The sequence below is a fragment of the Streptomyces sp. NPDC032745 genome (assembly GCF_055579465.1).
The window spans coordinates 40,336-64,435 of sequence record NZ_JBVING010000016.1; the positions used below are offsets into that span (position 1 = coordinate 40,336).

The window sequence follows — 24,100 nt, forward strand, 5'->3', positions numbered from 1 at the left end:
TCCCCCCGGTCCGTTCCCCCCGGTCCGGCCCGGAACATCCGAGCCGGCCGTACCGGGGCCGCGGGCGCGCTCCGGCCGGGTGTCCGGCATCGGACGAACCTCCTGCCCCGGCCGGAAAGTCCCAGTAGGGTGGCGGGCCCCGGGAGAGCGCGCGGAGGGAGCACGTATGCGAGGCGGTACGGTCGCGGTGGTGGGCGGCAGCATTGCGGGCTGCGCCCTGGCGTCTGCGGCGGCCCGCGCGGGCGCGGACGAGGTGGTGGTGCTGGAGCGCACCCACGGACGGCTGGCGGACCGCGGACTCGGGCTCTGCATCCACGACGGGCGCGCCGCCGAACTCGCCGCCACCGGCGCGCTGCCCGCCGGCATCGCAGCGCACCGGCTGACCCGGCGCAGGTGGGTGGTCAGGGACGACCGGGCGGCCGGTCCGGCCGGCAGGGTGTTCTGGGAGCAGCCGTTCCCGTTCCACTCGTACCACTGGGGTCTGCTGTGGAGAGGGCTGCGCGAGGCGACACCCGCTTCGGTGGTCTACCGGCAGGGCGCGGCGGTGACGGGCGTGGCCGGCGACGGCGGGCGGGCCGGGGTACGGCTGGCACAGGGCACCGCCGAGGCTTTCGACCTGGTCGTCGGTGCCGACGGGTACCGCTCGGTGGTACGCGAGGCGGTCTGCCCCGAATCCCGGCCGGCCTACGCCGGTTACGTCTGCTGGCGCGGGAACTTCGACGCCCGGCGGCTGGAGGCGCTCGGCGACGGCGGCTGGCCCACCGATTCGGTGACCACCGTCTGCTTCAGTGGCGGAAGCTGCGTCATCTACCGCATTCCCGGGCCGGCCGGTCCCCGGGTGAACTGGGTCCTGTACGCCATGCCCCCGCAGACCGGGCGGCTGCCCTTCGACGACCCGACGAGTTTCCCGCCGGGACGGGTCACCGAGGAACTCACCGGGCACCTCGGCGCGTTACTGGACCGGGAGTTCCCGCCGTACTGGGCGCAGGTGATCGCACTGACAGAGCCCGCAGACACCTTCGTGCAGCCCATCTACGACCTGGAGACGGCGCGGACGACGGCCGGGCGCCTGCTGCTCGCCGGCGACGCGGCCACCGTGGTGCGCCCGCACAACACCAGCGGGGCGGCCAAGGCCCTCCAGGACGCAACCGCGTTCGAGGACGCCTGGCGCCGGGCCGGCACGTGGGACGAGCTGCTGCACACCTACCAGGCTGCGCGGGGCGCGGCCGGGCGGGAGATGGTCGCCCTGGCCCGCCGCCTCGGCCGGGGACAGGTCGAGCAGACGCCCGCCTGGGCCGCCATGAACCACCGCGAGGCGGAGTCGTGGTGGCAGGGGCAGCTCGGTGGAGCCGCGGACATCGGCGGCCAGGCCATGACCCCGTAGCGGCCCTGATCCGTAACTGACCGGACGGTCCTGCCACTTGTTATCGGCCAAGCGGAGCGTTGCCGCACGTGGCGCGGTGCCGCAGGCCCTACGGTGATCCCGATGCGCCCTCGGGCGCAGCACCGTGAGCCCGTGGGCAGGGAGTTGAGGCATGAAGCAACGGATGGGTGTCCTGGTCGCGGTCGGCGTCCTGGCATTGGGGGCCGCCGGTACGGGAACCGCGCAGGCGAGCCCGGATACCCATGGCTGCCCGGCCGGGGAGATCTTCGCCACCAACAACACCGCGGTCATCACGGACCCCGACGATGCACGGCTGCGGACCCGGCTGACGCGCTTCGACCACGAGGTGCGCGAGATCATCCGTACCAACGGTGCCGGGCCGGGGGCGTCGACCCTGCTGGACGGAGTCTTCTGGTCCGGCGACCTCAAGCAGACCACGTACGAGCGCTCGCGGGAGTTCGACGTCAACAGGGTCGGCGCCGACGGGCTCCACCACATCGCCGACGTCATCCGCAAGCAGTACCACCAGGAGTCGGTGCTCACCTTCCGCTGTCTGCCGCGCACGTCACCGGACACCGACGCGGTGGAGATCCAGGCCCCCGGCGTCTCCGCGGCCCGGCTCCGCGAAGCGCTGCTCGCGAACCCCGAGGCCCGCGAACGCCTCGGCGGCGGCTCGGTCACCCTGGGCGGCCGCCTCGTCCTGATCGCCCCGATCGCCGACTTCCCCCTCGCCCGGCAGCTCACAGCCGAGCTCGGGGTCGACTGGAACACCGCGAAGGTGCGCTACGGGGACGAGGAGTTCGTCTCGTAGGACCGGGCGCCACGTCCCCCGCACGGTGGTCCACGAGGGCAGCGCGCAGCCGGTCCCCGTACCCGGCGGCCAGCTGACGGAGCCCGGCGACGCCTGCGGTGGCCGGATACATGCGCCCGGCCACGGGTCCGTGCCCGTTCTTTCCCGATCGGCGCCGACCGATATCCGCCGCGCTGCTAGCCTCGACCCTCCGAACGCAGCAGTCGTTACGGGGACTTGCGAGGACCACCGAGGGCGGAGGGGCGCCATGCGGGTGACATTGACGGTCTCGGACGGGGTCGGCGGCAGGGCTCCCGGAGAGGCGCTGGGAGATCTGCGCCGCTGGTTACAGCGCCACCCCGAGCTGCGCGACCGGCTGGGCCGGCAGCAGCCCGCGGAGCCGGGGCCCGGCGAGATGGGCGCGGTGTCCGAGCTGCTCCCCGTCCTGCTCGCACCGGGCGGAATCACCGCGGCGCTGGGAGCCGCGCTCGTGGCGTGGCTCCAGAGCCGGCGCGGGAACCAGACCGTCACGATCACCCTGCCCGACGCCACGCAGATCACGGTGACCTCGGAGAACGTCCGCGGTCTGACCCAGCAGGGCTCGGGCGACCTCGCGCAGCAGATCGCCGCGACCCTGCACCAGGGCATCCGGCCCCGGACCCCGGCCGAGCCGCAGGCAGACGGTGCTCCGCCGGACGGGGGACAACGGCCCCCGGCCGCCGCCGCGGACACGGCCTGAGCCATGACGGAGCCGTCGGTGGTGGCCACCGGCAGTCTGGCCGGCCCGGACTGCCGCGCCGTCGTGATCGGTACGGGGCGCCAGCCCCCGGGCGCACTGCTGTCCGACCTGCCCGCCGCCACCCGGTCCGCGCAGGCCGTGGCCGAGGCACTTCACGCCGTGTGCGGGATGGCCGAGGAGAACGTCGAACTGCTGCTGGACCCGGCCGGGCCCACCGACGTCCTGGCCGCCGTACAGCGGGCCGTCGACCACGCCGAGCGCGGCGTCGTCCTGTTCTGCTTCGTCGGGCACGGCCTGCTCGGTCCCGAGGACCACCTGTACCTGGCCACCGCGGCGACCACGTCCTCGGACGACACGGTCCCGGCCATTCCGTACACGGAGGTCCGGAACCGGCTGAGTGCAGCCCCGGTGCGCCCGGTCGTGATCCTCGACTGCTGTTTCTCCGGCCTCGCCGAGGCGGCCGCCGCCCACGGGCAGCGGCGCGACCCCTACGCTTCCGCCCGGCCGTCCGGCAGCTACCTGCTCACCTCGGCGACGCACTACGCCCGGTCCTTCGCGCCGGAGGGGGAGACGTACACCCTCTTCAGCGGCGCACTGCTGGGCCTGCTCACCGAGGGCGCCGCAGACGGACCCCCGCGCTTCACCCTCGCCGACGTCTACCGGCACCTGGACCAGCGGCTGCACCACAGCGGCGCCCGGCCCCATGCCGACAGCGTGGGCCGGATGGGCGATCTCGTGCTGGCCGCCAACCGGCGCTACGCACCGCCGTCCCACCCGGCGGAGCCCGCGTCCGACACGGCCGAAGGGGCCGAGGCGGACGAGGGCCCCTGTCCGTATCCGGGAATGCGGCCCTTCCTCCCGGAGGAGAGCGGCCTGTTCTTCGGCCGCGACGAGCTGGCCGGAGCACTGGCGGCCCGCGTCGCCCCCACGGCGCCCGCCGGCCCGGTGGTCCTGGTCGGCCCCTCCGGCGTGGGGAAGTCCTCCCTCCTGCAAGCGGCCCTGACCGCCGTGTCCCGGGAGGGCGGACCGGTGCTCTTCGTGCCCGCTCCCGGAGCCCGCCCGTTCCGGGAACTGGTCAACCGCTGGGCCCATGCCGTGGGCAGACCCTTCGGCGAGGTCGCCTCGGAGCTGGGCGCCGGCCGCTTCCCCGCACCGGCGGACGGCCGTCCGGCCCCGGGCGTACTCGTCGTCGACCAGGTGGAGGAGCTGTTCACGCACCGCGAGGACCAGGAGGAGTACGAGCTCTTCGTCCGCGCGGTCACCGCGACTCGGGATCCGGCGCAGGATCCGGTCGGGGACGCGGCCCCGGGACCCCGTGTGGTCCTCGCCCTGCGTGCCGACTACTACGCCCACTGCCTGCGCGACCCACGCCTGGCCCAAGCCGTGCGCGAGGGCCACTTCACCGTTCCGTCGATGAGCGACGGCGAGCTGCGCCAGGCGATCGAGGGCCCGGCCCGTCACGTCGGCCTGGTCCTGGAACCGGGGTTGCCCGACCTCCTGCTGCGCGAACTGCGCGAGCAGAGCACCGCACCGGCCGACGTCGTGGCCCTGCCCTTCCTGGCCCACGCGCTCCAGCAGACCTGGAGCCGGCGCCGGGGAGGCAGGCTCACCGTCTCCGGGTACCACGCCACAGGCGGCATCCGCGGATCGGTGTCCCGCACCGCCGACCGCATCCACGATGCCGCCACCGCCGACGAACAGGCCGCGCTGCGCCGCCTTCTGCTGAGGCTGGTCCGGCTGGTGGACGAGGAGGGCAAGGCCGTACGCCGCCGGGTGGCTGTCGACGACCTGACGGCGGCTGCGGAAGAGGAGCAGCGCCGCCGCCACGAAGCGCTCCTGGCCATCCTGGTGGAGGAACGGCTCGTCGTCGTCGACGACCGGAACCGGGCCCAGCTCTGCCACGACTCGCTGCTCCACGGATGGCCCACCCTGCGGGAATGGATCAAGGAAGACCTCGACGCCCTGCTGGTCCGGCGCCGGCTCGGGGAGTCCGCCGACGCATGGGCCGCGGCCGGCCGACCCGCGAGCGGGCTGTACTCCCGCAAGCACCTGGCCGCCGTACGGGCCGCGACGAGCGCCGATCCGCAGGCGGACGAACTGCGGCAGGTGGACCGCGACTTCCTCACCGCCGGCATCACCGCCGAACGCCGCGGCCGCAACCGGCTCCGGGCGATAGCGGCCTTCGTCACGGTGCTGGTCGTGACCCTGACCGGCGCCCTCGTATGGGCCGGCCGCGCCGACGCGGAGGCGCGCCGCAAGCAGACGGTGGAACTCGCCCGGCAACTCGTCGCCCGAGCCGACGACCTCCGTGAGAAGGACCCCCAGACGGCGCTCCGCCTCAGCCTGGCGGCCTACCGGGTGGCGCGGATCCCCGAGACGCGGTCCGGCCTGTACACCTCGTACACCACCGTCGCGCCGACCACCTTCCAAGGAACCCGCCAGCCGGTCCTCAAACTCGCGTACAGCGCGGACGGCGGCACCCTGGCCACCAGCCTGCGCGGCGGCGAGGTGGCACTGTGGCGGGTCGCGAACGGCGAAGGACCCGCCCGGGAACCCGTGCGCGCCGCAGTCCTCCACCTGGACGGCAGCGCCGCCGTCACCTTCCACCCGCAGCGCGCCCTGCTGGTCACGCACACCGGGACGCGGCTCGGCGTGTGGGACGTAGCCGACCCCGCCCGGCCGCTGCAACTCGCCGATCTGCCGACCAGCGGCGGAATCGTCTACGAAGCCCGCATCAGCCGGGACGGCCGAGTCCTGGCCACCGGTGCCCAGGACGGCGCCCTGCGGCTGTGGGACATCACGGATCCGCGGCATCCCGTGCTCCGCTCCGAGCGGGACGCGTCCGACACGGACCTGATCTCCCTGTCCTTCCACCACGACGGCCGGCTCCTGGCCGCCGGCAACGGCATTCCCTCCGCCGGCCGGCCGGCGGAGGTGAGGCTGTGGGACGCCGGCGATCCGGCGCAGCCGGCGCTCCTGGACACCGTGACCGCCGACTCCGTGATGGCGGTCGCGTTCGACCCGAGCGGGGACCTGCTCACGGCCGCCGGCGCGGGAGGCCTGTACGGCTGGACGGTGGGGGCGGACAGGAAGCTCAAGGAGATGCCCACCGGGGGGACGGGCCGCCGGTGGAGCACATCACAAGTCCCGGCCCTGGGGTTCGCACCCGACGGCCGGACCCTGGCCGCGGCCGACACGTCCATGGGGCGGATGATGACCTGCTCTCCCACGGCGACACCCGCGCCGAGCCGTGAGTTCTGCGAGGGGCAGGCCTCCTATCCGGCCGGCGAAAAGGTGCAGTCGCTGGTCTACAGCCCGGACGGCGCGCACGTCACCACCGGGGACTTCCAGGGCGAGGTCCGCATCTGGCCCAAGGGGCCCGACGCCGGATCGGTGCCTGGAGCACTCGCCGATACCGATCCGGGCACCAGCCCGTTCAGCTCCGACGGCTCATTGATGATCAGCCGTACGTACACCCCCGAGGAGGACTCGGACGCACGGGTGTGGGACGTACGCGACCGCGACGCTCCGCAGCTGCGTTTCGCAGTGCCCGCGCCGTGGGAGGCGCGCTACTTCCTCCCGGGGCGCGCCGGGACCGTCCTCCTGGCCCACCGCTGGACGAAGGACACCGAGGACCACGTCTTCCGCCTGTGGGAGTTCGGCCAGGACCCGAAACGGGAGCCCGTGGCCGGCGCGGACATCCCCTTCACGGCCGGTGATGTCCTCACGGGCATCAGCCCGGACGGCGAACTGCTCGCCATCGGGAGCAGGAACACCGGGAGCGTGGAGCTGTGGGACGTGCACGACGTGCTGCATCCCGTACGACGCGCCCAATGGCAGGTCCCGCTGCGGGTCAACAGGGCCGCCCTGTTCTTCCTGGACGCCAGGACGCTGGTGACGCTGAAGGGGCAGGAGGACCTCCAGTTCTGGGACCTCTCCGACCCCTCGCACCCGAAGGAGGGCGCAGTGGTCCCCGGAGGCGCCCAGGTCGGCGGGGCGGAGTACTTCCGGACCGCGCGGGTCCTGATGACCGAGGCCGTCGGCGGCACCCTCCAGCTCTGGGACCTGTCGGACGTTGCCCACCCGCGGGCGGCGAAGCGGCTTCCGGCCGCCAGCGGCGGCACCTACTACACGGGCCCGCACGGCCTGGTCACGGCCCTCGACAGCGGACTCGTCCAGTTCTGGGACATCCACGATCCGGACAAGCCGCGCGAGCAGGGCAGCCGCCGGTTCGACCGGGGCATCAGCAGCCTCGCCGTGAGCCCCGAGAACTCCTGGGCGGTGACCAGCAAACCGTTCGAGCTGTGGCGGGTGGGGCAGGACGGCCGCTGGGGCGCGGAACCCCACGCCACGTTCAGGGAGGCGAAAGCGGTCTCGTTCCTCCCGAAGGGCCCGCCGTACGTCGCGGTGGAGAACCTCAGCATGGACAGCGCCGACCGCCGCTCGACGCACCTGGTGGCACTCGACCCCGACGGCATCTACGAGCGGCTGTGCCGCAACCATCCCGCGAGTGTCGACGCGGAGCGGTGGCGGGACCTGTTCCCCCAGCTGCCGCCGCGGCGCTCATGCGGCTGACGTCGATCACTGAGCGGGACGGCGGCATCGCGGCCTACGCTGGAGACGGCGGCCGTCCGCGGTGAGCGGCCCGGGCGGCCGCCCCGGTGGCTGCGGGCACGTACCCCTCCTTGAATCCCGCGCCCGCGGCGCCGGCCCGGCGGCCGGGGGAGGCGCCGCGGTGGGAGAGTGGATGCCATGTGCGGTCGATATGCCTCCAGCCGGGCCCCCGAAGACCTGGCCGGCCTGTTCGAGGCCCGCTGGGATCCCCGGGAGACGCTGGCGCCGAGCTGGAACGTGGCCCCCACCGACCAGGTCTGGGCCGTCCTCGAGCGCCCCGACCGGGGAACCGGCGAGGTGGAGCGCCGGCTGGGCACCCTGCGGTGGGGCCTGGTCCCTTCGTGGGCGAAGGACCCGAACGGGGGTGCCCGGATGATCAACGCGCGGGTGGAGACGGTGCACGAGAAGCCGGCGTACCGCCGTGCCTTCACCCGGCGCCGGTGCCTGCTGCCCGCGGACGGGTTCTACGAGTGGCAGTCCGTGGCGGCCACGGCCGCGGCGAAGGCGTACAAGCAGCCGTACTTCATCGCCCCCGAGGACGCCGGGGTGATGGCAATGGCCGGGCTGTACGAGTTCTGGCGCGACCCGGCCGTGACCGACGAGGACGACCCGGCGGCGTGGCTCGTCACCACCACGATCATCACCACCGAGGCCGCCGACGCAGCCGGCCGGATCCACCCCCGCATGCCGCTGGCCGTGTCCCCCGAGGACCACGACGCCTGGCTGGATCCCGCCCACCAGGACGTCCACGGCCTCCGGGCACTCCTCCACACCCCGGCCGACGGCCGCCTCGAGGTACGGGCGGTCTCCACGGCGGTCAACAGCGTCCGCAACAACGGCCCGGAGCTGCTGGACGCCCCCGCCGGCCAGACGGGACTTTGACGACACGGCCAAGGGGCGTCGGCGCTCCCGGGAGGGCCGGCACCGGGCCTGCGGCGGGTCAGGCGCCCGCGGAGCGGCGGAGGAGCGACGCCGTCGCCTTCACCAGTGCCGGAATCAGCCAGTAGGCCACGATCGGGACCACGACCGCGGCGCAGGCCCGCGACCTGGGCGACTGTGCCGGCCGGGTCTACGACCACCACCGCGCCCACCCGCACTTCATGCGGCTCCTGGCCTGGGAGGGCCTGCAGTGCCAGGACCAGCTGGCCGCCCGGTGCTGCGAGTCCAGCCCGGCGCGGCTGCTGCACACGGTGATGTCGATGACCGCCTCGTGGTTCACGCTGCCGCAGCTCGCCCGCATCCTGGTGCCGGAGGAGCTGGATGCGGGACCGGACGCGCAGCGGGCGGCGCTGGTCGCGGTGGCCCGCCGTCTGACGTCCTGACGTCCTGACCTCCCGGCCGGACGGCTTCCCGGCCACCGGTGTCAGGCGCCGATGGCGGCCATCAACCCGGGGAAGGAGAAGACCAGCTCGCGCTCCCAGTACGGCCAGGTGTGCACGCCCCGGTACGGGCAGACGGCGGCCGGAATGCCGAGCTGGGCGAGCCGCACCCGCATGGCCCGGTTCATGCCGTGGATGAGGTGCTCCACGGGTTCCGCGCCGCCGCGGACCGGGTCGGTGCAGCGCGCAGGGCTCGCCGGCGGGTCGCCCCACTGCCAGCCCGTACCGGCGTCCGTACCGTCGCCGTACGAGATGTACAGCGCGGTGCCGGCCAGCCCGGCGGCCTGGTGCAGCGGGTCGTTCCGCTCCCACACGCTGCGCTGGCGCAGATCGGTCGGGTCCGTCGTGTCGTACGGGAAGCCCGGCTCGCCCCAGATGCGCCGCCAGTCCGTGTGGCACCCGGCGCCGGCGCCCTTCACCAGGTCCGGCCCCGAGAGCCCGCCGTCGAGCGACAGGTGGAGCGTGCTGACCGCCCCGCTGTACGAGGCCACCGCGCGGAACATGCCGGGGTGCGCCGCGGCGAGCTTCATCGCGCCGAGCCCGCCCATGGACAGGCCCGCGACGGCCCGCTCGGTCCCGGCCCGGTACTGGCTCTCCAGCAGCGGACGCAGTTCGTCGACCAGGTACGTCTCCCACGCAGGCGGGCCTCCGCCGCCGGAGTTGTACCAGTCGCTGTACCCGCTGCACGGGCTCGTCTGCGGCAGCACGACGAGGACGTCCCGAGGGGCGGCGAGCTCCTCGATGTGGGTGTTGGCCGTCCAGTCCGTGTGATCGCCCGGGCCGCCGTGCAGCAGCCACAGCACGGGCCACGTCCGGGTGGCGGTCTTCGACCAGGCCGGGGGCAGCAGCAGCCGCACCGTGACCGGCGCGTCGATCTCGGGCGAGGTGACGGTGAGGTCGAGCGTCCGCGCGTCGATCCGCTGCTCCCGGACCACCTGGGCCGGATTGTCGGCCGCGCGGGCGCCTCCGGTTCCGGGCCCGGTTCCCGCCGCCGCTCCCACCCCCGCCCACGGCAGCAGGAGGACGAGCCCTGCCAGTGCTGCGACCGCGTGGCGGCTGATCCGATGCACGAGAACCTCCCTCCGTCGGCTGATCAACGAGGCGCGCAGCCGAGGGTTCCGGGCCGCGAGCCGTTCACGCCGGGGCTCCAGCGGTCGCCGGACCCCGTACGGACAGGGCATGCGGCGCGCGGCCAGGACGTGCAGGCAGACGCAGCGGACGGCTGCCCGGAGTGAGCGAACCCAGCACGCGCGGCCCGGCGGCTCCGGTGCACCCCGGGGCGTTGCCGGGGAGGCCATGGAGGCTGAGGTACCCGAGCACCGCGAAGGCGTACGCCTCCTTCGCCTCCGCGGGCAGCCCCAGCTCCTGCGACGCACGTACCGCCGTGCTGCCCGCCAGCTCCTCGCGGAGCATCGCCATCAGCGTCGGGTTGCGCACCCCTCCGCCCGACACGAAGACCTCGGTGGCTGCGAGAGGGCGCAGCGCGTCGGCCACCGTACGGGCGGTCAGGCGCGTCAGCGTGGCGACGAGGTCCTGCGGCCGTAGCTCACCGCACCCCGCGAGCCGCGCCCGCAGGTAGCCCGCGTGGAACAACTCCTTGCCCGTTGTCCGGGGGGCCGGCATCCGGTAGTACGGCTCCCCGGACAGCAGCCGGTCGAGCAGCCCCTCGTGGACGCGCCCCGCGGCGGCGAGCACGCCGTCCTCGTCGTACGCGCGCCGCCCGGCGCTCAGTTCACGGACCGCGGCGTCGATCAGCGCGTTGCCCGGGCCGGTGTCGAACGCCACGGGATCGGCGCCCGCCGGCAGCACGGTGACGTTGGCGATCCCGCCGATGTTCAGGGCCGCGGGCACACCGGGGCGCCCGCGCAGCAGCATCAGGTCGATCAGGCCGACCAGCGGAGCCCCCTGCCCGCCCGCCGCCACGTCCCGCGTCCGGAAACCGGAGGCGACCGGGCAGCCGCTGCGCTCCGCGATCCAGGCCGGTTCGCCGAGCTGCAGTGTGCCGTGCACCCGGCCGTCCTCGGCCCAGTGGTACACGGTCTGGCCGTGCGAGGCGACCAACTCGGCGCGGCCTGCGCACAGTTCCCGGTCGGCACGGGCGGCGACGGCCGCGAAGGCCTGGCCGATCCGGGTGTCGAGGCGGCAGACGTCGGCCAGGGTGGTCGCCGCGGGCGGCAGGGCGGCGGCGAGGGCCTCACGTACGTCGGCCTCGTACGGCTCGCTGACCATGCCGAGCGGCACGAGGTGCAGCGTGCCGTCCTCGGCGGACAGCTCGAGGTCGGCGGCAGCGGCGTCGACGGCGTCGTACGAGGTCCCCGACATCAGCCCGATCACCCTCATCGCAGCGGCTCCCGGTGGGCGCGCCCGCGCAGGGCCAGCAGCGCGGGACAGCTGAGGGCGCAGGCGCCGGCGGCGTAGTACGCGGGCACGGCGGGGTCTCCCGTACGGGCGATCAGGGCGGTGATGACGAGTCCGGCGCAGCCGGAGAACACCGCGTTGGCGAGGGAGTAGGCCAGGCCGAGCCCGGTACAGCGGACCCTGCGGGGGAACATCTCGGCGAGCATCGCCGGTCCGGGGCCGGCCAGCAGGCCGACCAGCGCCCCCGCAAGCAGCACGGACCCGGCCCTGGCCCACGGCGACGCGCCGGAGGACTGGAGCAGGTGGACGAGGGGGAGGGCGAGCGCCACGACGCCGAGGGCTCCGCACAGCATCACCGGGCGTCGCCCGATCCGGTCGCTGAGCGCCCCGGCGGGCAGGATCGACGCCGCGAACCCGGCATTGGCGAGGGCGGTGGCGAGCAGGGCTTCGCTGAGGGAGGCGCCGAGCGTCGCCTGGAGATAGGACGGCAGGACGACGAGGAAGGTGTACCCGGCCGCCGACCAGCCCATGATCCGCCCGATGCCGAGCACGACGGCGCGCGCGAGCTCCCGGGCGCCGACCGGACCGTCCCGGCTGGCTCCCGGGGGAGCCCCGGGAGGTTCCTCCAGCGCCGTACGCAGCCACAGCGCCACCGCGCCCAGCGGCAGGGCCAGCAGGAACGGGATGCGCCAGCCCCACGCGTACAGGGCCTCGGCGGGCAGTGCGGTCGCCAGGGTGGCGGCCGTACCGGCCCCGGTGAGCAGGCCCAGCGCGACGGTGAAGGACTGCCACGCCCCGTAGAGGCCGCGGCGGCCGGCGGGCGCGTACTCGGTCATGAGGGAGACCGCGCCGCCGAACTCGCCGCCCGCGGAGAGCCCTTGCAGTACGCGCAGGAGCGTCAGGAGCCAGGGGGCGGCGCCGCCGATGGCGGCACGGGTCGGAAGGAGACCGATCATCGCGGTGGCGAGGGTCATGAGGCCGACGACCACGATGAGGGTGGGCCTCCGCCCGAGGCGGTCGCCGAGCCGCCCGAACAGTACGGCGCCGACGGGCCGGAAGAAGAACGCGAGTGCGAACGAGGCGTAGGTGGCCACCAGCGCCTCGGCGCCGCTGCTCCCCTCGTGCCGGAAGAAGTTCGCCGCGATGACGGTGGCGAGGCAGCCGTAGACGCCGAACTCGTACCACTCGACGAGATTGCCGACCGAACCGGCGAGCAGCGCCCGGCAGGAGGTGGTGGTGCGGCGCGTGGCCGCGGGGCGCAGCTCGAGAGGTCTCACCCGTGCTCCGTGCCCCCTCGTCACCGCAGCGACGCCTCCGCCGGTGCCGTTTCAGCAGTTCGGCGGCCCCCCGACCGGCCGTGCCCGGAGGGTCAGAGGTCCTCGCCGGACAACAGGGGTTCGAAGGCGGTGTAGGCGGCGAAGTTGCGGAAGTGGCGGGTGTAGATCTCCGTGCCGTCGCCGAGGGGGTCCTCGGGTACCTCGGCGAGGTCCACGAGCTGCCGGAACGTCCAGGTGATCAACTCACCCTTCTCGTTCCGGTAGCTCGTCCCGAGGGCTTCGCCGTGGGCCTGGGCCCTGGACCTGGCCTCGTCCTCGCTCCGGGCCGACAGCAGGACGAAGCTCTCCCGGTACAGGGGTGCCTGCCCGTCGGCTGTGGCGACACAGACCAGAACCGCGACGTAAGTCCTCATCGGCGCACGCTACTTCTTGAACCGGTTGTCGTTCAGCAGCTTCCACGCCGTCTGGCAGGACTTGAGCCCGCACCCCCGGATGTACCCGAGCGAATCCCCGTAGTGCTCACCGGGGAACGCCTGCCGGATGGAGCCCTTGCGGCACCGCGAGATGAAGTTGTTCGCGATCTCGCCCAGGTTCTCGCCGGCCACACAGGCATCCGACGGCTGCACCGGTGCGGCAGCTGGCCCGGCCGCCGGCACCCCGAGCAGGACGCCGCACGCGAGGACGAGCGCGCTCGCACCGCGTGCCAGGCTCCGGTTGATCCCCATCGGTCAGCAGCCCGCGAGCTTGCCGTAGGCGATCCAGATCTCGCCCTTGCCGTTGATGCTCACGTTGCCGGTCTTGTGCAGTCCGGTGTACTTCCCGCGGTACTTCCTGAGCTGCCCGAACTGCGACTCCAGGGACAGGTAGGGGGAGTCGGGCCGCCAGTCGCCGGAGAACTCGGCGTACACCCCGTCGGTACCGTCGGTGCCGCTCGCCCAGCAGGCGCGATCGCCCGAGTACAGGACCAGGTTGCCGTCGTACTGCATGTCCAGGCGGTAGCCGCCGTTGCTGATGCACTGTCCGGGGATCAGCTTGTCCGTGAACGCCGTTCCGATGTTGCGGCATGCCGCCGCCTGAGCCGTCGCCGCGGAGACCTGCCCGGCCGACACGGCTGCCGCCGCCAGCAGGCTCACCACCGCGCACGTCAGTGCACGGGTCGTATTCCTGACCGTCTTCATGGGACGCACCCCTCTACGCATGATCACTTCCATCGGCGATCACGAAAGGTAGCAGTGCGGCTACGAGAAGTCACAACCCGTGGCGCTCTGTTGACGCGTCCCGGACCCTCCCCCTCACCGTGGTGCCGAGCCACTCTGCGCCGACGAGCAGTTCGGCCGAGCGGAGCGCGGTGCAGGCGTTCCGCTGGCCCATCAGGATGCACAGGGTGTAGGTGGCGTCGTCGAGCTCGTTGCGCACGGCGGGGTCGTGCGGCGCGGCCAGGGCGCGGCGGCGCAGTCCGCGGTGCCGCTTCAGCAACGCGCCGATGGTCTGCGGATCGGGGAGCAGCCGCGTGTACGGCTGCGTCGCGGGCGGGGCGGTGGCGGACCTGGCCTTGTCCATCGAGGCCTTCAGGGCCGTGCCGAGCGAGGCGGGCAGTGCGCGGCAGCCTCCCAGGGCGAGCACGGCCTCGGCCGTCTCGAGCAGGGCGACTTCGGCGGCCCGCGCCGTATCCGCCAGGATCTGGCGTGCGGTGTCGGAGCCGCACGGCACCACCGCCATCAGTACGGTCACGGCCTGCTCCGTGGCGGCGTGCTCGGGTGATGTCTCGCTCATCCGCGTGATTCCTCCGGCTGCTGGGTCGGCTTGCGCCGGCTGTGCGCTTCATTGCCTGGGATGGGGCACGGCCTCGTACGCCGAATGGTTCGGATCCCGCCGGGGAAGATGCCGCGGAGCGGCCCGTCGGCCCCGCGGCCCGTGACCGGACCGGACGGCCGCCGCCCCTCGGGCTCCGGGGGACCCGCGCCCGTCAGCCGAGGTGGGCGGCGCCGTAGGCTGGCGGCAGGCAGCACCTGCCGACTCCTCCCGGAAGGACGTACGTGATGAGTGCGAAGGCCCGCAAGCTGTTCGAGGCGCTCGATCTCAACCAGGACGGCACCCTGACCCGCCTGGAAGTGATCACCGCCCTGCGGACGAAGGGCCCGACCCTGGCCGCCAACGGCGACCTGCCGTTCTGGGGCCTGGGTGATGTCGACGCCTCGTCCGCGCTCTTCGACGCCGCCGACAAGAACGGCGACAACGTGCTGACGTTCGAGGAGTTCGCCCAGGAGGTCGACCGCCGCTTCGGCTGGTAGCCCCTGCGAGCCGGCGATGGCGGCTACGCCGTCTGCCCGTCGGCGTCCGGGCCCGGGCCGGACGCTTCGGCGGCAGCGAGCGTTGCGGCCCGCCGGTTGAGGACGATCGTGGCCGCGGCCGCGCTGAGCGTGAAGGCCGTCACCACCGTGGCCGGCCGGTCCAGCCGGTGCCGGGTGAGATGGTCGAGCGAGAAGCAACCGGGCCCGGCCAGGCCGAGGCAGGCCGCGACGAAGCCGAGGAAGGCCGGGTACTCGAAGCCGCCGCTCTGGGCGAAGAACCCGGCAGGCGCATGCACCGCTGCGGCGCCGGCCATGGCGCCTGCCGCGGCGGCGCCGGCCGCCGGGGTCGCAAGCCCCAGCGCGAGCAGCGCGCCACCGCCGGCCTCGCCGAGCCCGGCTGCGATCGCGCTCTCCCGTCCCGGGGTGAATCCCATGTGCTCCATGCCCCGGGCCGTGCTCTCGATACCGGCTCCGCCGAACCAGCCGAAGAGCTTCTGCGTTCCGTGTGCGATCAGCACACTGCCTGCCCCCAGGCGCAGGGCGAGCAGTCCGAGATCCTTGCGATGGGTGAGCGGCATGAGGACAGACCTTTCCTTGGGCGCGGTCGCCACGACCTGGTACGTGCGGGGTGGTGCGTGTCAGCTGGTCTCAAGCTTCACGTGAGCACAGCGCGTGCGCATGCGGTGTGCCGCCACCGGCGCGTCCTGGACCCCGTCCGGACGCGGGGAGGCCGGAGACGGCCGCGGTGAAAGCGTCGGATCGTCCAGCCAGGGGTGGTGGCCGGGGTACGGCAGGATGGTCGGCCGGGCGTCCGGGAGGAGCTCCGCCGCCCGGGCGGCGGCAGCCGTGAGGGGCCGCAGATCGCGTTTCCCGGCGAGGAGCCGCACCGGTGCGCCGAGCCGGCCGAGTACGTCGTGCAGGGCTGCGGTGCCGGGGGAGTGGTCGGAGTGGAAGCCCTCGCTGACCGACGGCGAGCGCTGGGCCGGGTCGGCGGCGGCCCGGGCGCGGGCTGCCTTCATGGCGCGGCAGGCGGGGACGGCGTCCGCGTACCACGGCTCGGCGGCCCCGGAGCGCAGCACCTCCTCGCCGTCGGTGTCCGAGGGCCGCCCGATCGACGCGAAGGACGGGTGGCCAGCACCAGGCGGCGCAGCCGCTCGGGGTGGGCGGCTGTATGGAGCCGGGCCGGGCTTCCGCCGGCCGAGTGGCCCGGCAGGTCGATGCGCTCCGGGCCGAGGTGTTCGCGCAGGGCCTCGACATCGGCCACGAGGCGGTCGGCGCGGTAGGTGGCGGGGTCGGCGGGAACTGCGGAGGAACCGGTGCCCCGGGTGTCGGGGACGACCGGCATCCGGTGGGCGGCGAGAGCGCCCAGGTCCCCGAGGTGGGCGCAGGCGCGGCCGGGTCCGCCGGGGAGATGGACGCGCGGCGGCCGTCGGCTGCCGGCGGGCTCGTCGGCGTCGAACGCCGCCCGATCAGCTGTCGTCCATGGCCGCATCGCAGGACGAGCACACCAGGCTCGCCTCCTGCGGCGGGTACCACGGGGAGCCCGGTTGCCCGGACGGGGTCCATCGTGCCGGCTCCATCGCGAAGGTGTCCTTGCCGCAGAGCGTGCGCGGCCCCGGCTCGGTGGACGTACCCGGCGCGGCAGGCGCGGCATGCACCTGGCGGACGGGTGCCTCGGCGCCCTGGGCCGACCCCTTGCCGGCGCGGGTCGGAGCCTGTGTGCCGAGCTCGTGCACCACGATGATCCCGCTCATACCTCGACGGTAGGCGACCGTCCGGGAAGCCGCTCCCTCGAGGCGGAGCGGACCCGTCCGGGTGCACGGCCCCCTCCGTGGAGGGGCCAACCGAGCGTAAGGCATACAAAAGGCTATGCATTTCATTGCTTTCGAGGCTTTCGCGCCATATGTTCCCGACGGATTCGAGCCTGGTTCCTTGGGCGGCCGGGCAACTGTGACCACTCCCACCGGAGGTCTGAATGCCTTGTCGTACGTCACTCACCATGCTGACCGCAGCCGCGCTGCTCTCCCTCGGGGTCCCGGCAGCAGCCGCCGACGGGGCCGGGGCCACCTGCTTCGGCCGCGCGGCCACCATTACGGGGGCAGGCACGATCGCCGGGACGGCGGGCGACGACGTCATCATCGGGTCGGCGGGTGCGGACACCATCGACGGGCTCGGCGGTGACGACCTGATCTGCGGCCTGGCCGGCAACGACACGATCGCCGGAGGCCTGGGCAACGACCAATTGGACGGTGGCGAAGGCGCGGATCTCCTCCGCGGCGACCTGATCGCCACCGGAGCCCCCGTCGACGGTGGGGGCGACGACGTCCTCTTCGGCGGGCCGGGTGACGACCGCATGGGCGGGGACAGCATGGCCTTCGGCTCCAGCGCGTCCGGCGGGGGCAACGACGTGCTGTTCGGCGAGGAGGGGAACGACGCCATCATCGGAGACAGCCGCGGCGGCATCAACGCGACGGGCGGCGGCAAGGACGTCATCGACGGTGGGCCCGGTGACGACAGCATCACCGGCGACTCCTCCGCCGAGGCCAGCGCGGCAGGCCACGGCGCGGACGTACTGCTGGGCGGGCCGGGTGTCGATGCCATCATCGGCGACAGCAACTCGGGCCACGCCGCGCACGGGAAGGGTGAGAGCGGGGTGGCTGCGAAGCCTGCCCGCCCGGGCCGCCAGAGCCGCCCGACCTCGTCGGCGAAGCCCGCTCAGAGCACGCCGGCGCCGCTCTCCCCGGCGGACGCGGCGGCAAGCGGCAATGACGTCATCGACGGGGGCGCCGACTTGAAGGACACCTGCGACGGCAACGACGGAAGCGACGTGGCCGTCCGCTGCGAGACCACGGCCAACGTTCCGTAGCGCCGGGCGCTTACGGCCCGGCCCGCGGCTCAGCGGATGCCGTAGCGCGCGGCGATGCCGTCGATGACGATCTGCAGGCCCTCTTCGAAGTGCTCGTCGTACTCCTGGAAGAGGTGCGCACCGGCGGCCGCGGCGAGCGGGTAGTCGGCCAGGCGCTCGCTGCGCTCCGCCACGTCGTAGCCCTCCCGGCGCTCGCCCGGGAGGGGGTGGACGCCCTGTTCCTCGATCACGAACCCGAGCGTGTACGAGAACGCGGTCGCCATGGCCCGTACGGCCTGCGGCAGTTCGAACCCCTGCACCAGAAGGGCCCGCAGATAGGCCTCGGACTGCTCCGCGTGCTCGGTTCCGGTGAAGCGTGACCCGGTGAACACGCGGGCGCCGTCGCGATAGGCGAGCAGGGCGCGGCGCAGACCGTGATTGGCGGCCAGCATCCGCTCGCGCCACGGCGTCGAGGGATCGTCCGCCCCGGATCGTGCCGGGCTCGCGGCCATGCGCCGGAACATCTCGGTGGCCATCTCGTCGATCAGCTCTTGTTTGTTCTTGAAGTGCCAGTACAGCGCCGGCGCCTTCACGTCCAGCTCCTGTGCGATGGCGCGGAGCGTGAGCTTGTCGAGCCCGCTCTCGTTGAGCAGCCGCAGTGCGGTCTCGGCGACGGTCAGGCGACTCAGCGGCGGGACGCGAGGGGGTGTCTGCTGCGGCTTGGCGTTCATCGTCTGTCCGTCTCCCGGGGCGGTGCACTCGTTCGAGGGTTGACAGCTTAACAACGTTAAGGGCACTCTTGCGATACGAGGCTCCTTAACGCTGTTAAGGAAAATTCTCGCTATGCGAACGGGGAGATCGATGACGCAGCACGAGCACGAGCACGAGCACGGGCACCGGCACGAGAACGAGCACCAGCAGCAGCGCGGCACCGCCGTAGGGATCGCGGCCCTGGAGGACCCGCGGAGCGACGTCCTGATCGTGGGCGCCGGTCCCACCGGCCTGGTTCTGGCCTGTGACCTCGCCCGGCGCGGTGTGCGCGCGCTGGTCGTCGATCGGTCGCCGGAGCTGTTTCCCGGTTCCCGCGGCAAGGGCATTCAGCCGCGGACGCTCGAGGTCTTCCACGACCTCGGCATCCTCGAGGAGGTCATGAGGTGGGGCGGCCACGCGCCGATCGGCATGACGTGGCAGGGCGGCACCCGCGCGGGCGAATACCGCATGTTCGACGACACCGAGTCGACCGAGGACGCGCCCTGTACGGGGCCCTGGATCCTGCCCCAGTGGCGCACCCAGCGGATCCTGCTCGACCGGCTCCGCGAACTGGGCGGTGACGTCGTGTTCGGCGTCGAGCTGACCGGGCTCACCCAGGACGCCGAGGCCGTCACGGCCACGCTCATACCGGTGGGAGGCGGCAGCCCGGTGACCGTCCGTGCGGGGTACGCCGTCGCCGCCGACGGCGGCCGGTCCACGGTCCGCCGGCTCGCCGGCATCAAGATGACCGGCGAGCGCGTCGACCCCGCCCCGATGCTCGTGGCCGATGTGGTCATCCCGACGCTCGACCGCGAGAACTGGCACATCTTCCCGCCGGCCGCGGACGGCACGGGCTTTGCGGCCCTGTGCCCGTTGCCGCATTCGCAGGAGTTCCAGTTCGTTGCACAGCCGGCGCCGGTCGGTGACGAGATCGCGGCGGAGGACGTGCGCGCGCTGGTTGCCGCATTCACCCATATACCGGCCGAGGAGGTCGTCGAGGTCCGCTGGGCGTCGGACTTCACCGTGAACGCCGCCCTCGCCGACCGCTTCCGTGACGGCAGGGTCTTCCTCGCGGGCGATGCCGCCCACATCCACTCACCGGCCGGCGGCCAGGGGCTCAACACCAGTGTCCAGGACGCCTACAACCTGGGCTGGAAGCTCGCCGCCGTCCTGCGTGACGGAGCCCCCGAGGCGCTGCTGGACACGTACGAGGAGGAGCGCCTGCCCAACGCCGCGGCGATGCTGGGGCTGTCCACCCGCATCCACCGCGGGGAGGAGCGGCGTGGCGCCGCCACCCGTCAACTCGGCCTCGACCAGCGGGACTCGTCGCTCACCTGCGAAACACGCACGGGCCTGGCCGAGGGCGCCCTCACCGCGGGAGACCGGGCGCCCGACGGCCGGCGCGACGGAGTGCGGCTCTTCGACCTCTACCGGGGCCCCCACTTCACCCTGCTCGCGGTCGACACCACGCTGCCGGACCGACTGCCGCCGCTCCCGGGCCTGCGTACCGCACAGATGGGTCCGTACGAGGCGTACGGGCGGGGCCTGTACCTGGTCCGCCCGGACGGCTACATAGCCTGGGCCGGCTCCGCCGATGCCCCGCTCGATGCCTCGGCCGACGATCTGCACGCCTGGGCAGCCCAGGTCGTGCAGCCGCAGCGGGCCGGCTCACCCGGTTAGCGAGGGGGTTGACCGGTGCCGCGTGGATCCGTACGAGCACCTCGGCGGGGCCGGGCTCGGGCCGGTCGGTCTCGGCGAGCCGGAGCACCTCTGGGGCCGCCGAAGCCGGCGCGGGGCCGAGGCCGTCGCCACGGCGGACACCCTCGTCATCCCACCCTTCATCTGCGGCCCCGGCGCGGACGGCAACCACCTCGCCGAAATGGACTGGCCGCCCCGTGAACTCGCCGAGCCCCTCGAGCGGTTGCCGGTCGACGCGCGGATCGTCTCGATGTGCACGGCCTCGTACGTCCTGGCCACGGCCGGCCTGCTCGACGGCCGCCGGGCGACGACCCACTGGAACGAGGCGGAGCACATCCAGCGCGCGCCTTCCCGCAGGTCGAGGTCGACGCGGACGTCCTGTTCGTGGAGGCGTACTGAGGCCCGCGTACCTGCTACGGACGGACGTAGGGCCGGGTCATGATCTCCATGTTGTGGCCGTCCGGGTCGGCGAAGTACGCGCCGCGACCCCCGAACAGGCGGTTGATGTGCCCGGGTTCGGTGTGGTGGGGGTCGGCGTAGTAGGTGACCCCGACTGCCTCCAGGCGGGCGATCATGGTGTCGAACCGCTCCTCGGGCACGAGGAACGCGTAGTGCTGCGGCTGGATCGGCTCGGCGGTCATCGCGTAGTAGTCGAGCGTCACGCCGTTGCCGAGGTCGACGGGCAGGAACGGCCCGAACGGAGTGCCGACCTGCAGTCCCAGGATCACAGCGAGGAACTCGGCCGACAGCTGCCGGTCCCTGGCATGGACGACAGTGTGGTTCAACTGGACGGCGTTCGGGTACTGCTGAGCGTTCTGCATGAGTGGTGTGTCTCCGGTTTCGGGATCCGCTGGAACGGCGCCACATGCGGGCGCCCGGGAACAGAACACGGAGAGCCGGCGGGCCCCTGGCCCGCCTCGTGCTCACGCCGAGGCCGGGAACCCCACTCGTACATGGCCCAAGGCCGACCCGGCAGTCACACGGCCAACCTTAGAGATCACCACGGGCCGGGACAACCCGGTTTCCCCGCCACGCTCACCGGCGCGTTCTGGCCGCTGCGCGCACCGACGCGCGCTCCTGCAGCCGTAGGCGGGGTACCGCCCCCAGCCGGAGCGGACCCCACGCCGCGAGTGCCGCCACGGCCGCCGACGCCCCCGTGACGGCCGCGAGCGCATAGGACCAGGTGGGCCCCGTCCCGCTGGGCAGCACGATCCCCAGCAGCCCCAGCACCGCCAGCCGCGCCCGGGTGTCCTCCAGCAGCCGCCAGGCGACCGCCGCCAGCGGCACCATCCCCCACAGCACGTACCAGGGCTGGACGACCGGAGCGGTCACCACCAGTCCCAGCAGCGCCATGCCGGTGGCGTACTCGGGACCCGTACGCGGGGCACGCCACGCGCAGAAGGCCACCGCGCACACACCCAGCAGCATCCCCACCGACCGCGCGGCGGCGATCGCATCGGCCGCCGTACCCACGCCGAACCCCTCGGCGAACAGTCCGAGCACGCGGCCCACGTCCGTGCTGGGCGACAGCACCGTGTACACCTGCGTCGGGCCCCGCAGCGTCGAAAGCCACCCCCAGCCCTGGCCGCACACACCCACGCCCAGCACCAGCGCAGAGAGGGCCACCAGCAAGATGCCCGCCGCCCTCGACCAGCCCGAACGCCGGTCCGGCCGCCCGCCGACGGACCATGCGGCGGCACACAACAGAGCCACCGCGGCGGGAACCTTGACCAGCGTGGCCGACGTGAGGACGACGGTGCCCAGCACCCAGCGGCCCCTGCGGAAGGCCACCAGCCCCGCCACCATCAGCCCGATCATCAGCGCCTCGTTGTGGGCCCCGCCCACCAGATGCACCAGGGCCAGCGGGTTGAGCACCGCCGCCCACAGCGCCCCGGCCTCCCCCACGCCCCACTCGGACGCGAGACGGCTCACGCCCCACACGATCAGCCCCAGCCCCACCAGGGCCACCAGCCGCATCCCCAGCACCGCCGCCACCGTGTGGTGTTCGCCCGTGACGGCCACCACGGCCCGCGTCGCCGCGACGGCCAGCGGCCCGTAGGGCGCCGGTGCGTCCTGCCACATCTCCGGCACGTTGTCCGCGAGCGTGCCGCCGAGCGCCGACGGCCCCAGCCGGTACACGTCCCAGCCCCTGGCCGCCAGTGCGCCCTGCGCGACGTAGCTGTACGCATCGTTGCTGAACAGCAGCGGGCCCGGTACGAGGGGCAGAACCCAGGACCACAGAACGGAGCGCAGCCGTCCGCGGCCGACGGGCTCCCCGCTCCGCAGCAGCCCGCCCAGTCGCCACCAGGCGATCACGAGCAGCACCAGCCCGGCGTACGAGGCCGCAGCTCCCAGCACCGTGTGGGCCGGGCTCCGCTGCGCCCACACCCCGTCGGGGGTCCCGAAAGGCAGTGCGCCGGCCGACCAGCTCCCGGCCGCCAGCAACACCGACCCGAGCGTTCCGAGCAGCCCACAACTCCGGACGGTGACCCCCACCTCAGCCATGGCGGCAGCCTAGGGTGGGCGCGGTCGGTGATCGGCCTGCGGGAGGCGTCGGGGAAGTGAATTTCGGGGGTCGTTCCGCCCTCGCGCCGGCCGACTCCGCCCGTGCGGGCGCCGGCTCCGCCGGGATCCGCTCAGCAGGTCATGCCGAGGGGCCGAGACGGACGGGCAGGGTCCGGTGGCCGTTGCTGATCAGGGAGGCGACGGGCACGAGCTCATCGTCGGGAACCGCCAGTTCGAGAGCGGGGAAACGGTCGAAGAGCGCCTCGAGCGCGGCCGCGACCTCGAGCCGGGCCAGCGGGGCGCCGAGGCAGAAGTGGACTCCGTGCCCGAAGGCGAGGTGGTCCTTCGTGACCCTCGTGACGTCGAAGGCATCGGCGTCGGGGCCGTGCCAGTCGGGATGCCGGTTGGCGGCGGCGTACGACGCGAGGATCGCCTCCCCCTTGGCGATGGTCCGTCCGTCGGACAGGGGGATGTCGGCCAGGGCGAAACGCATCGGCAGGTGTTTCACGGCCGACTCGTGGCGCAGCGTCTCCTCGACGACGTCGTTCCAGCTGCTGCGGCCGGCGCGGACGTGGCCGAGCTGCTCGGGGTGGGTGAGCAGGGCGGTGACCGCCTGGTCGATGACGTTGACGGTCGTCTCGTACCCGGCACTGATCATCAGGAACAGGGTGTCGGCCAGTTCGGTGTCGGAGAGCGCAGAGCCGTCGCCCTCCTCGTCGCGGGCGGCGATGAGGAGCGAGGTCATGTCGTCGCCGGGCACGGCGCGCTTGGCGGCGATGAGCTGGCCGAGGATTTCGTACGCCCGGACCGCGTTCGCGGCGGCCTGTTCGGGGGTGAGGGTCGTGTCGAAGACCCCGTCCACCACGGAACGGAACTCACCGCGCTTCTCGTCGGGGAGGCCCATGAGGTGGCCGATGACCGCGATGGGCAGCGGGTAGGCGAGCCGTTCGCGCAGGTCTGCCGCCTCACCGGGCGGCAGGGCGGCGAGCTCGTCCAGGAGGCCGGTGACGATGGCCTCGACGGTGCCGCGGAGCAAGGAGACACGGCGCGCGCTGAACGCGGGAGCCACCATCCGCCGCAGCCGCCGGTGGTCGGCCCCGTAGGCGGTGAACATGTTGCTCACGGCCACCCAGAGGGCGAGCGGCCATGTTTGTACGGCCTGTTCGAACTCCGGCCAGTGCGCACGGGCGTCCTTGGAGACGTCCGGGCTCGTCAGCAACTCCTTGAGCAGGGCCGGGTCGGTGACGGACCAGGCCGTCACGCCGAGGACGTCGACGCGGGCCGCGGGCCCCTGGGCGCGCAGCAGCCGGTGCTCGGCGTGCCGCTCGGCGCCGGCCGGATCAAGGACCAGCGGGACGGTGGGGTGGTTCACGCGGAACTCCTTCAGGAGACGGTCGTGTCGGAACGGAGGGTCCTCCATCCCTCGCACAACGCGTGTAGTGGGCACGAGGTTCCACCGTCCGTGGTGCG

Annotated in this window: 25 protein-coding genes; 10 read left to right on the plus strand and 15 right to left on the minus strand. The window is 73.3% G+C overall.

Annotation, left to right across the window (positions count from 1 at the left end; genetic code table 11):
* The first annotated feature begins 166 nt into the window (after positions 1-166).
* The 6 genes from ACZ5WG_RS32210 (at position 167) to ACZ5WG_RS32235 (ending at position 8,849) form a co-directional block, all read left to right on the plus strand.
* On the plus strand, positions 167-1,384 hold the full coding sequence (locus ACZ5WG_RS32210; protein WP_468727833.1) for an FAD-dependent monooxygenase: 1,218 nt from the start codon (positions 167-169) through the stop codon (positions 1,382-1,384).
* A gap of 151 nt (positions 1,385-1,535) precedes the next feature.
* On the plus strand, positions 1,536-2,195 hold the full coding sequence (locus ACZ5WG_RS32215; protein WP_468727835.1) for a hypothetical protein: 660 nt from the start codon (positions 1,536-1,538) through the stop codon (positions 2,193-2,195).
* A 247-nt stretch (positions 2,196-2,442) separates the two neighbouring features.
* Positions 2,443-2,913, plus strand: coding sequence for an effector-associated constant component EACC1 (locus tag ACZ5WG_RS32220; protein WP_468727836.1), 471 nt, complete (start codon positions 2,443-2,445; stop codon positions 2,911-2,913).
* A 3-nt stretch (positions 2,914-2,916) separates the two neighbouring features.
* Positions 2,917-7,488 carry a caspase, EACC1-associated type gene (locus ACZ5WG_RS32225; protein WP_468727837.1) on the plus strand — a complete coding sequence of 1,524 codons (4,572 nt, stop codon included), beginning with the start codon at positions 2,917-2,919 and terminating at the stop codon, positions 7,486-7,488.
* Positions 7,489-7,665: 177 nt separating this feature from the next.
* Positions 7,666-8,409: an SOS response-associated peptidase gene (locus ACZ5WG_RS32230; RefSeq protein ID WP_468727838.1), complete on the plus strand. Its 744-nt coding sequence runs from the start codon at positions 7,666-7,668 to the stop codon at positions 8,407-8,409.
* Between the two features lie 164 nt (positions 8,410-8,573).
* Positions 8,574-8,849: a hypothetical protein gene (locus tag ACZ5WG_RS32235; RefSeq protein WP_468728110.1), complete on the plus strand. Its 276-nt coding sequence runs from the start codon at positions 8,574-8,576 to the stop codon at positions 8,847-8,849.
* 41 nt (positions 8,850-8,890) lie between these two features.
* Here the strand turns inward: ACZ5WG_RS32235 and ACZ5WG_RS32240 are convergent, their stop codons facing one another.
* From ACZ5WG_RS32240 to ACZ5WG_RS32270, 7 genes are all read right to left on the minus strand, one after another.
* Positions 8,891-9,976 carry an alpha/beta hydrolase gene (locus tag ACZ5WG_RS32240; protein ID WP_468727840.1) on the minus strand — a complete coding sequence of 362 codons (1,086 nt, stop codon included), beginning with the start codon at positions 9,974-9,976 and terminating at the stop codon, positions 8,891-8,893.
* Between the two features lie 64 nt (positions 9,977-10,040).
* Entirely contained in the window at positions 10,041-11,246 is a 1,206-nt protein-coding gene (locus ACZ5WG_RS32245) for an anhydro-N-acetylmuramic acid kinase (RefSeq protein ID WP_468727841.1), read from the minus strand.
* The gene (locus ACZ5WG_RS32250) at positions 11,243-12,541 is read right to left on the minus strand and encodes an MFS transporter (RefSeq protein WP_468727842.1); all 1,299 of its coding nucleotides are present in this window, start codon (positions 12,539-12,541) and stop codon (positions 11,243-11,245) included. The genes ACZ5WG_RS32245 and ACZ5WG_RS32250 overlap by 4 nt, the downstream gene beginning before the upstream one ends.
* A gap of 92 nt (positions 12,542-12,633) precedes the next feature.
* Positions 12,634-12,954 (minus strand): DUF4288 domain-containing protein, encoded by a 321-nt coding sequence (locus ACZ5WG_RS32255; RefSeq protein ID WP_468727843.1) that lies wholly within the window; start codon positions 12,952-12,954, stop codon positions 12,634-12,636.
* A gap of 9 nt (positions 12,955-12,963) precedes the next feature.
* Positions 12,964-13,266 carry a hypothetical protein gene (locus ACZ5WG_RS32260; RefSeq protein ID WP_468727845.1) on the minus strand — a complete coding sequence of 101 codons (303 nt, stop codon included), beginning with the start codon at positions 13,264-13,266 and terminating at the stop codon, positions 12,964-12,966.
* A 3-nt stretch (positions 13,267-13,269) separates the two neighbouring features.
* Positions 13,270-13,719, minus strand: coding sequence for a hypothetical protein (locus ACZ5WG_RS32265; RefSeq protein WP_468727846.1), 450 nt, complete (start codon positions 13,717-13,719; stop codon positions 13,270-13,272).
* A 70-nt stretch (positions 13,720-13,789) separates the two neighbouring features.
* Positions 13,790-14,314 carry a DUF5133 domain-containing protein gene (locus ACZ5WG_RS32270; RefSeq protein ID WP_468727847.1) on the minus strand — a complete coding sequence of 175 codons (525 nt, stop codon included), beginning with the start codon at positions 14,312-14,314 and terminating at the stop codon, positions 13,790-13,792.
* A 266-nt stretch (positions 14,315-14,580) separates the two neighbouring features.
* On the opposite strand from ACZ5WG_RS32270, the gene ACZ5WG_RS32275 reads away from it, so the two are divergent.
* The gene (locus ACZ5WG_RS32275) at positions 14,581-14,832 is read left to right on the plus strand and encodes an EF-hand domain-containing protein (protein WP_468727848.1); all 252 of its coding nucleotides are present in this window, start codon (positions 14,581-14,583) and stop codon (positions 14,830-14,832) included.
* Positions 14,833-14,855: 23 nt separating this feature from the next.
* On the opposite strand, the gene ACZ5WG_RS32280 is transcribed toward ACZ5WG_RS32275, so the two are convergent.
* The 4 genes from ACZ5WG_RS32280 to ACZ5WG_RS32295 are packed head-to-tail and all read right to left on the minus strand — an operon-like array spanning position 14,856 to position 16,586.
* Positions 14,856-15,410: a DoxX family membrane protein gene (locus tag ACZ5WG_RS32280; protein ID WP_468727849.1), complete on the minus strand. Its 555-nt coding sequence runs from the start codon at positions 15,408-15,410 to the stop codon at positions 14,856-14,858.
* Between the two features lie 60 nt (positions 15,411-15,470).
* Positions 15,471-15,911 carry a hypothetical protein gene (locus tag ACZ5WG_RS32285; protein ID WP_468728116.1) on the minus strand — a complete coding sequence of 147 codons (441 nt, stop codon included), beginning with the start codon at positions 15,909-15,911 and terminating at the stop codon, positions 15,471-15,473.
* Entirely contained in the window at positions 15,848-16,324 is a 477-nt protein-coding gene (locus ACZ5WG_RS32290; protein WP_468727851.1) for an alpha/beta fold hydrolase, read from the minus strand. The genes ACZ5WG_RS32285 and ACZ5WG_RS32290 overlap by 64 nt, the downstream gene beginning before the upstream one ends.
* Positions 16,302-16,586, minus strand: coding sequence for a hypothetical protein (locus ACZ5WG_RS32295; protein ID WP_468727852.1), 285 nt, complete (start codon positions 16,584-16,586; stop codon positions 16,302-16,304). Before ACZ5WG_RS32295 ends, ACZ5WG_RS32290 begins: the two co-directional genes overlap by 23 nt.
* Before the next feature lie 245 nt (positions 16,587-16,831).
* Between ACZ5WG_RS32295 and ACZ5WG_RS32300 the strand changes: the two genes are divergently transcribed.
* Positions 16,832-17,698: a calcium-binding protein gene (locus ACZ5WG_RS32300; RefSeq protein WP_468727853.1), complete on the plus strand. Its 867-nt coding sequence runs from the start codon at positions 16,832-16,834 to the stop codon at positions 17,696-17,698.
* A gap of 29 nt (positions 17,699-17,727) precedes the next feature.
* Here ACZ5WG_RS32300 and ACZ5WG_RS32305 read toward each other — a convergent pair whose 3' ends face one another.
* A complete protein-coding gene (locus ACZ5WG_RS32305; protein WP_468727854.1) occupies positions 17,728-18,408 on the minus strand; it encodes a TetR/AcrR family transcriptional regulator in 681 nt (226 codons plus the stop codon).
* Positions 18,409-18,538: 130 nt separating this feature from the next.
* Between ACZ5WG_RS32305 and ACZ5WG_RS32310 the strand changes: the two genes are divergently transcribed.
* On the plus strand, positions 18,539-20,107 hold the full coding sequence (locus ACZ5WG_RS32310) for an FAD-dependent monooxygenase (protein WP_468727855.1): 1,569 nt from the start codon (positions 18,539-18,541) through the stop codon (positions 20,105-20,107).
* Positions 20,108-20,129: 22 nt separating this feature from the next.
* Positions 20,130-20,567, plus strand: a complete 438-nt coding sequence (locus tag ACZ5WG_RS32315) for a type 1 glutamine amidotransferase family protein (RefSeq protein ID WP_468727856.1) — start codon at positions 20,130-20,132, stop codon at positions 20,565-20,567.
* On the opposite strand, the gene ACZ5WG_RS32320 is transcribed toward ACZ5WG_RS32315, so the two are convergent.
* From ACZ5WG_RS32320 to ACZ5WG_RS32330, 3 genes are all read right to left on the minus strand, one after another.
* A complete protein-coding gene (locus tag ACZ5WG_RS32320; protein ID WP_468727858.1) occupies positions 20,539-20,946 on the minus strand; it encodes a VOC family protein in 408 nt (135 codons plus the stop codon). The genes ACZ5WG_RS32315 and ACZ5WG_RS32320 overlap by 29 nt on opposite strands.
* 214 nt (positions 20,947-21,160) lie before the next feature.
* The gene (gene mptB / locus ACZ5WG_RS32325) at positions 21,161-22,630 is read right to left on the minus strand and encodes a polyprenol phosphomannose-dependent alpha 1,6 mannosyltransferase MptB (protein WP_468727859.1); all 1,470 of its coding nucleotides are present in this window, start codon (positions 22,628-22,630) and stop codon (positions 21,161-21,163) included.
* A 139-nt stretch (positions 22,631-22,769) separates the two neighbouring features.
* The gene (locus ACZ5WG_RS32330) at positions 22,770-24,002 is read right to left on the minus strand and encodes a cytochrome P450 family protein (protein ID WP_468727860.1); all 1,233 of its coding nucleotides are present in this window, start codon (positions 24,000-24,002) and stop codon (positions 22,770-22,772) included.
* Positions 24,003-24,100 lie beyond the last annotated feature (98 nt).

What these genes read in the sequence shown, in the direction of transcription:
- ACZ5WG_RS32210 (WP_468727833.1), top strand. Translation starts at nt 167, where the DNA reads ATGCGAGGCGGTACGGTCGCGGTGGTGGGCGGCAGCATTGCGGGCTGC.
- ACZ5WG_RS32215 (WP_468727835.1), top strand. Translation starts at nt 1,536, where the DNA reads ATGAAGCAACGGATGGGTGTCCTGGTCGCGGTCGGCGTCCTGGCATTG.
- ACZ5WG_RS32220 (WP_468727836.1), top strand. Translation starts at nt 2,443, where the DNA reads ATGCGGGTGACATTGACGGTCTCGGACGGGGTCGGCGGCAGGGCTCCC.
- ACZ5WG_RS32225 (WP_468727837.1), top strand. Translation starts at nt 2,917, where the DNA reads ATGACGGAGCCGTCGGTGGTGGCCACCGGCAGTCTGGCCGGCCCGGAC.
- ACZ5WG_RS32230 (WP_468727838.1), top strand. Translation starts at nt 7,666, where the DNA reads ATGTGCGGTCGATATGCCTCCAGCCGGGCCCCCGAAGACCTGGCCGGC.
- ACZ5WG_RS32245 (WP_468727841.1), bottom strand. Translation starts at nt 11,246, where the DNA reads ATGAGGGTGATCGGGCTGATGTCGGGGACCTCGTACGACGCCGTCGAC.
- ACZ5WG_RS32255 (WP_468727843.1), bottom strand. Translation starts at nt 12,954, where the DNA reads ATGAGGACTTACGTCGCGGTTCTGGTCTGTGTCGCCACAGCCGACGGG.
- ACZ5WG_RS32260 (WP_468727845.1), bottom strand. Translation starts at nt 13,266, where the DNA reads ATGGGGATCAACCGGAGCCTGGCACGCGGTGCGAGCGCGCTCGTCCTC.
- ACZ5WG_RS32265 (WP_468727846.1), bottom strand. Translation starts at nt 13,719, where the DNA reads ATGAAGACGGTCAGGAATACGACCCGTGCACTGACGTGCGCGGTGGTG.
- ACZ5WG_RS32270 (WP_468727847.1), bottom strand. Translation starts at nt 14,314, where the DNA reads ATGAGCGAGACATCACCCGAGCACGCCGCCACGGAGCAGGCCGTGACC.
- ACZ5WG_RS32275 (WP_468727848.1), top strand. Translation starts at nt 14,581, where the DNA reads ATGAGTGCGAAGGCCCGCAAGCTGTTCGAGGCGCTCGATCTCAACCAG.
- ACZ5WG_RS32280 (WP_468727849.1), bottom strand. Translation starts at nt 15,410, where the DNA reads ATGCCGCTCACCCATCGCAAGGATCTCGGACTGCTCGCCCTGCGCCTG.
- ACZ5WG_RS32290 (WP_468727851.1), bottom strand. Translation starts at nt 16,324, where the DNA reads ATGCGGCCATGGACGACAGCTGATCGGGCGGCGTTCGACGCCGACGAG.
- ACZ5WG_RS32295 (WP_468727852.1), bottom strand. Translation starts at nt 16,586, where the DNA reads ATGAGCGGGATCATCGTGGTGCACGAGCTCGGCACACAGGCTCCGACC.
- ACZ5WG_RS32300 (WP_468727853.1), top strand. Translation starts at nt 16,832, where the DNA reads ATGCTGACCGCAGCCGCGCTGCTCTCCCTCGGGGTCCCGGCAGCAGCC.
- ACZ5WG_RS32305 (WP_468727854.1), bottom strand. Translation starts at nt 18,408, where the DNA reads ATGAACGCCAAGCCGCAGCAGACACCCCCTCGCGTCCCGCCGCTGAGT.
- ACZ5WG_RS32310 (WP_468727855.1), top strand. Translation starts at nt 18,539, where the DNA reads ATGACGCAGCACGAGCACGAGCACGAGCACGGGCACCGGCACGAGAAC.
- ACZ5WG_RS32320 (WP_468727858.1), bottom strand. Translation starts at nt 20,946, where the DNA reads ATGCAGAACGCTCAGCAGTACCCGAACGCCGTCCAGTTGAACCACACT.
- mptB (WP_468727859.1), bottom strand. Translation starts at nt 22,630, where the DNA reads ATGGCTGAGGTGGGGGTCACCGTCCGGAGTTGTGGGCTGCTCGGAACG.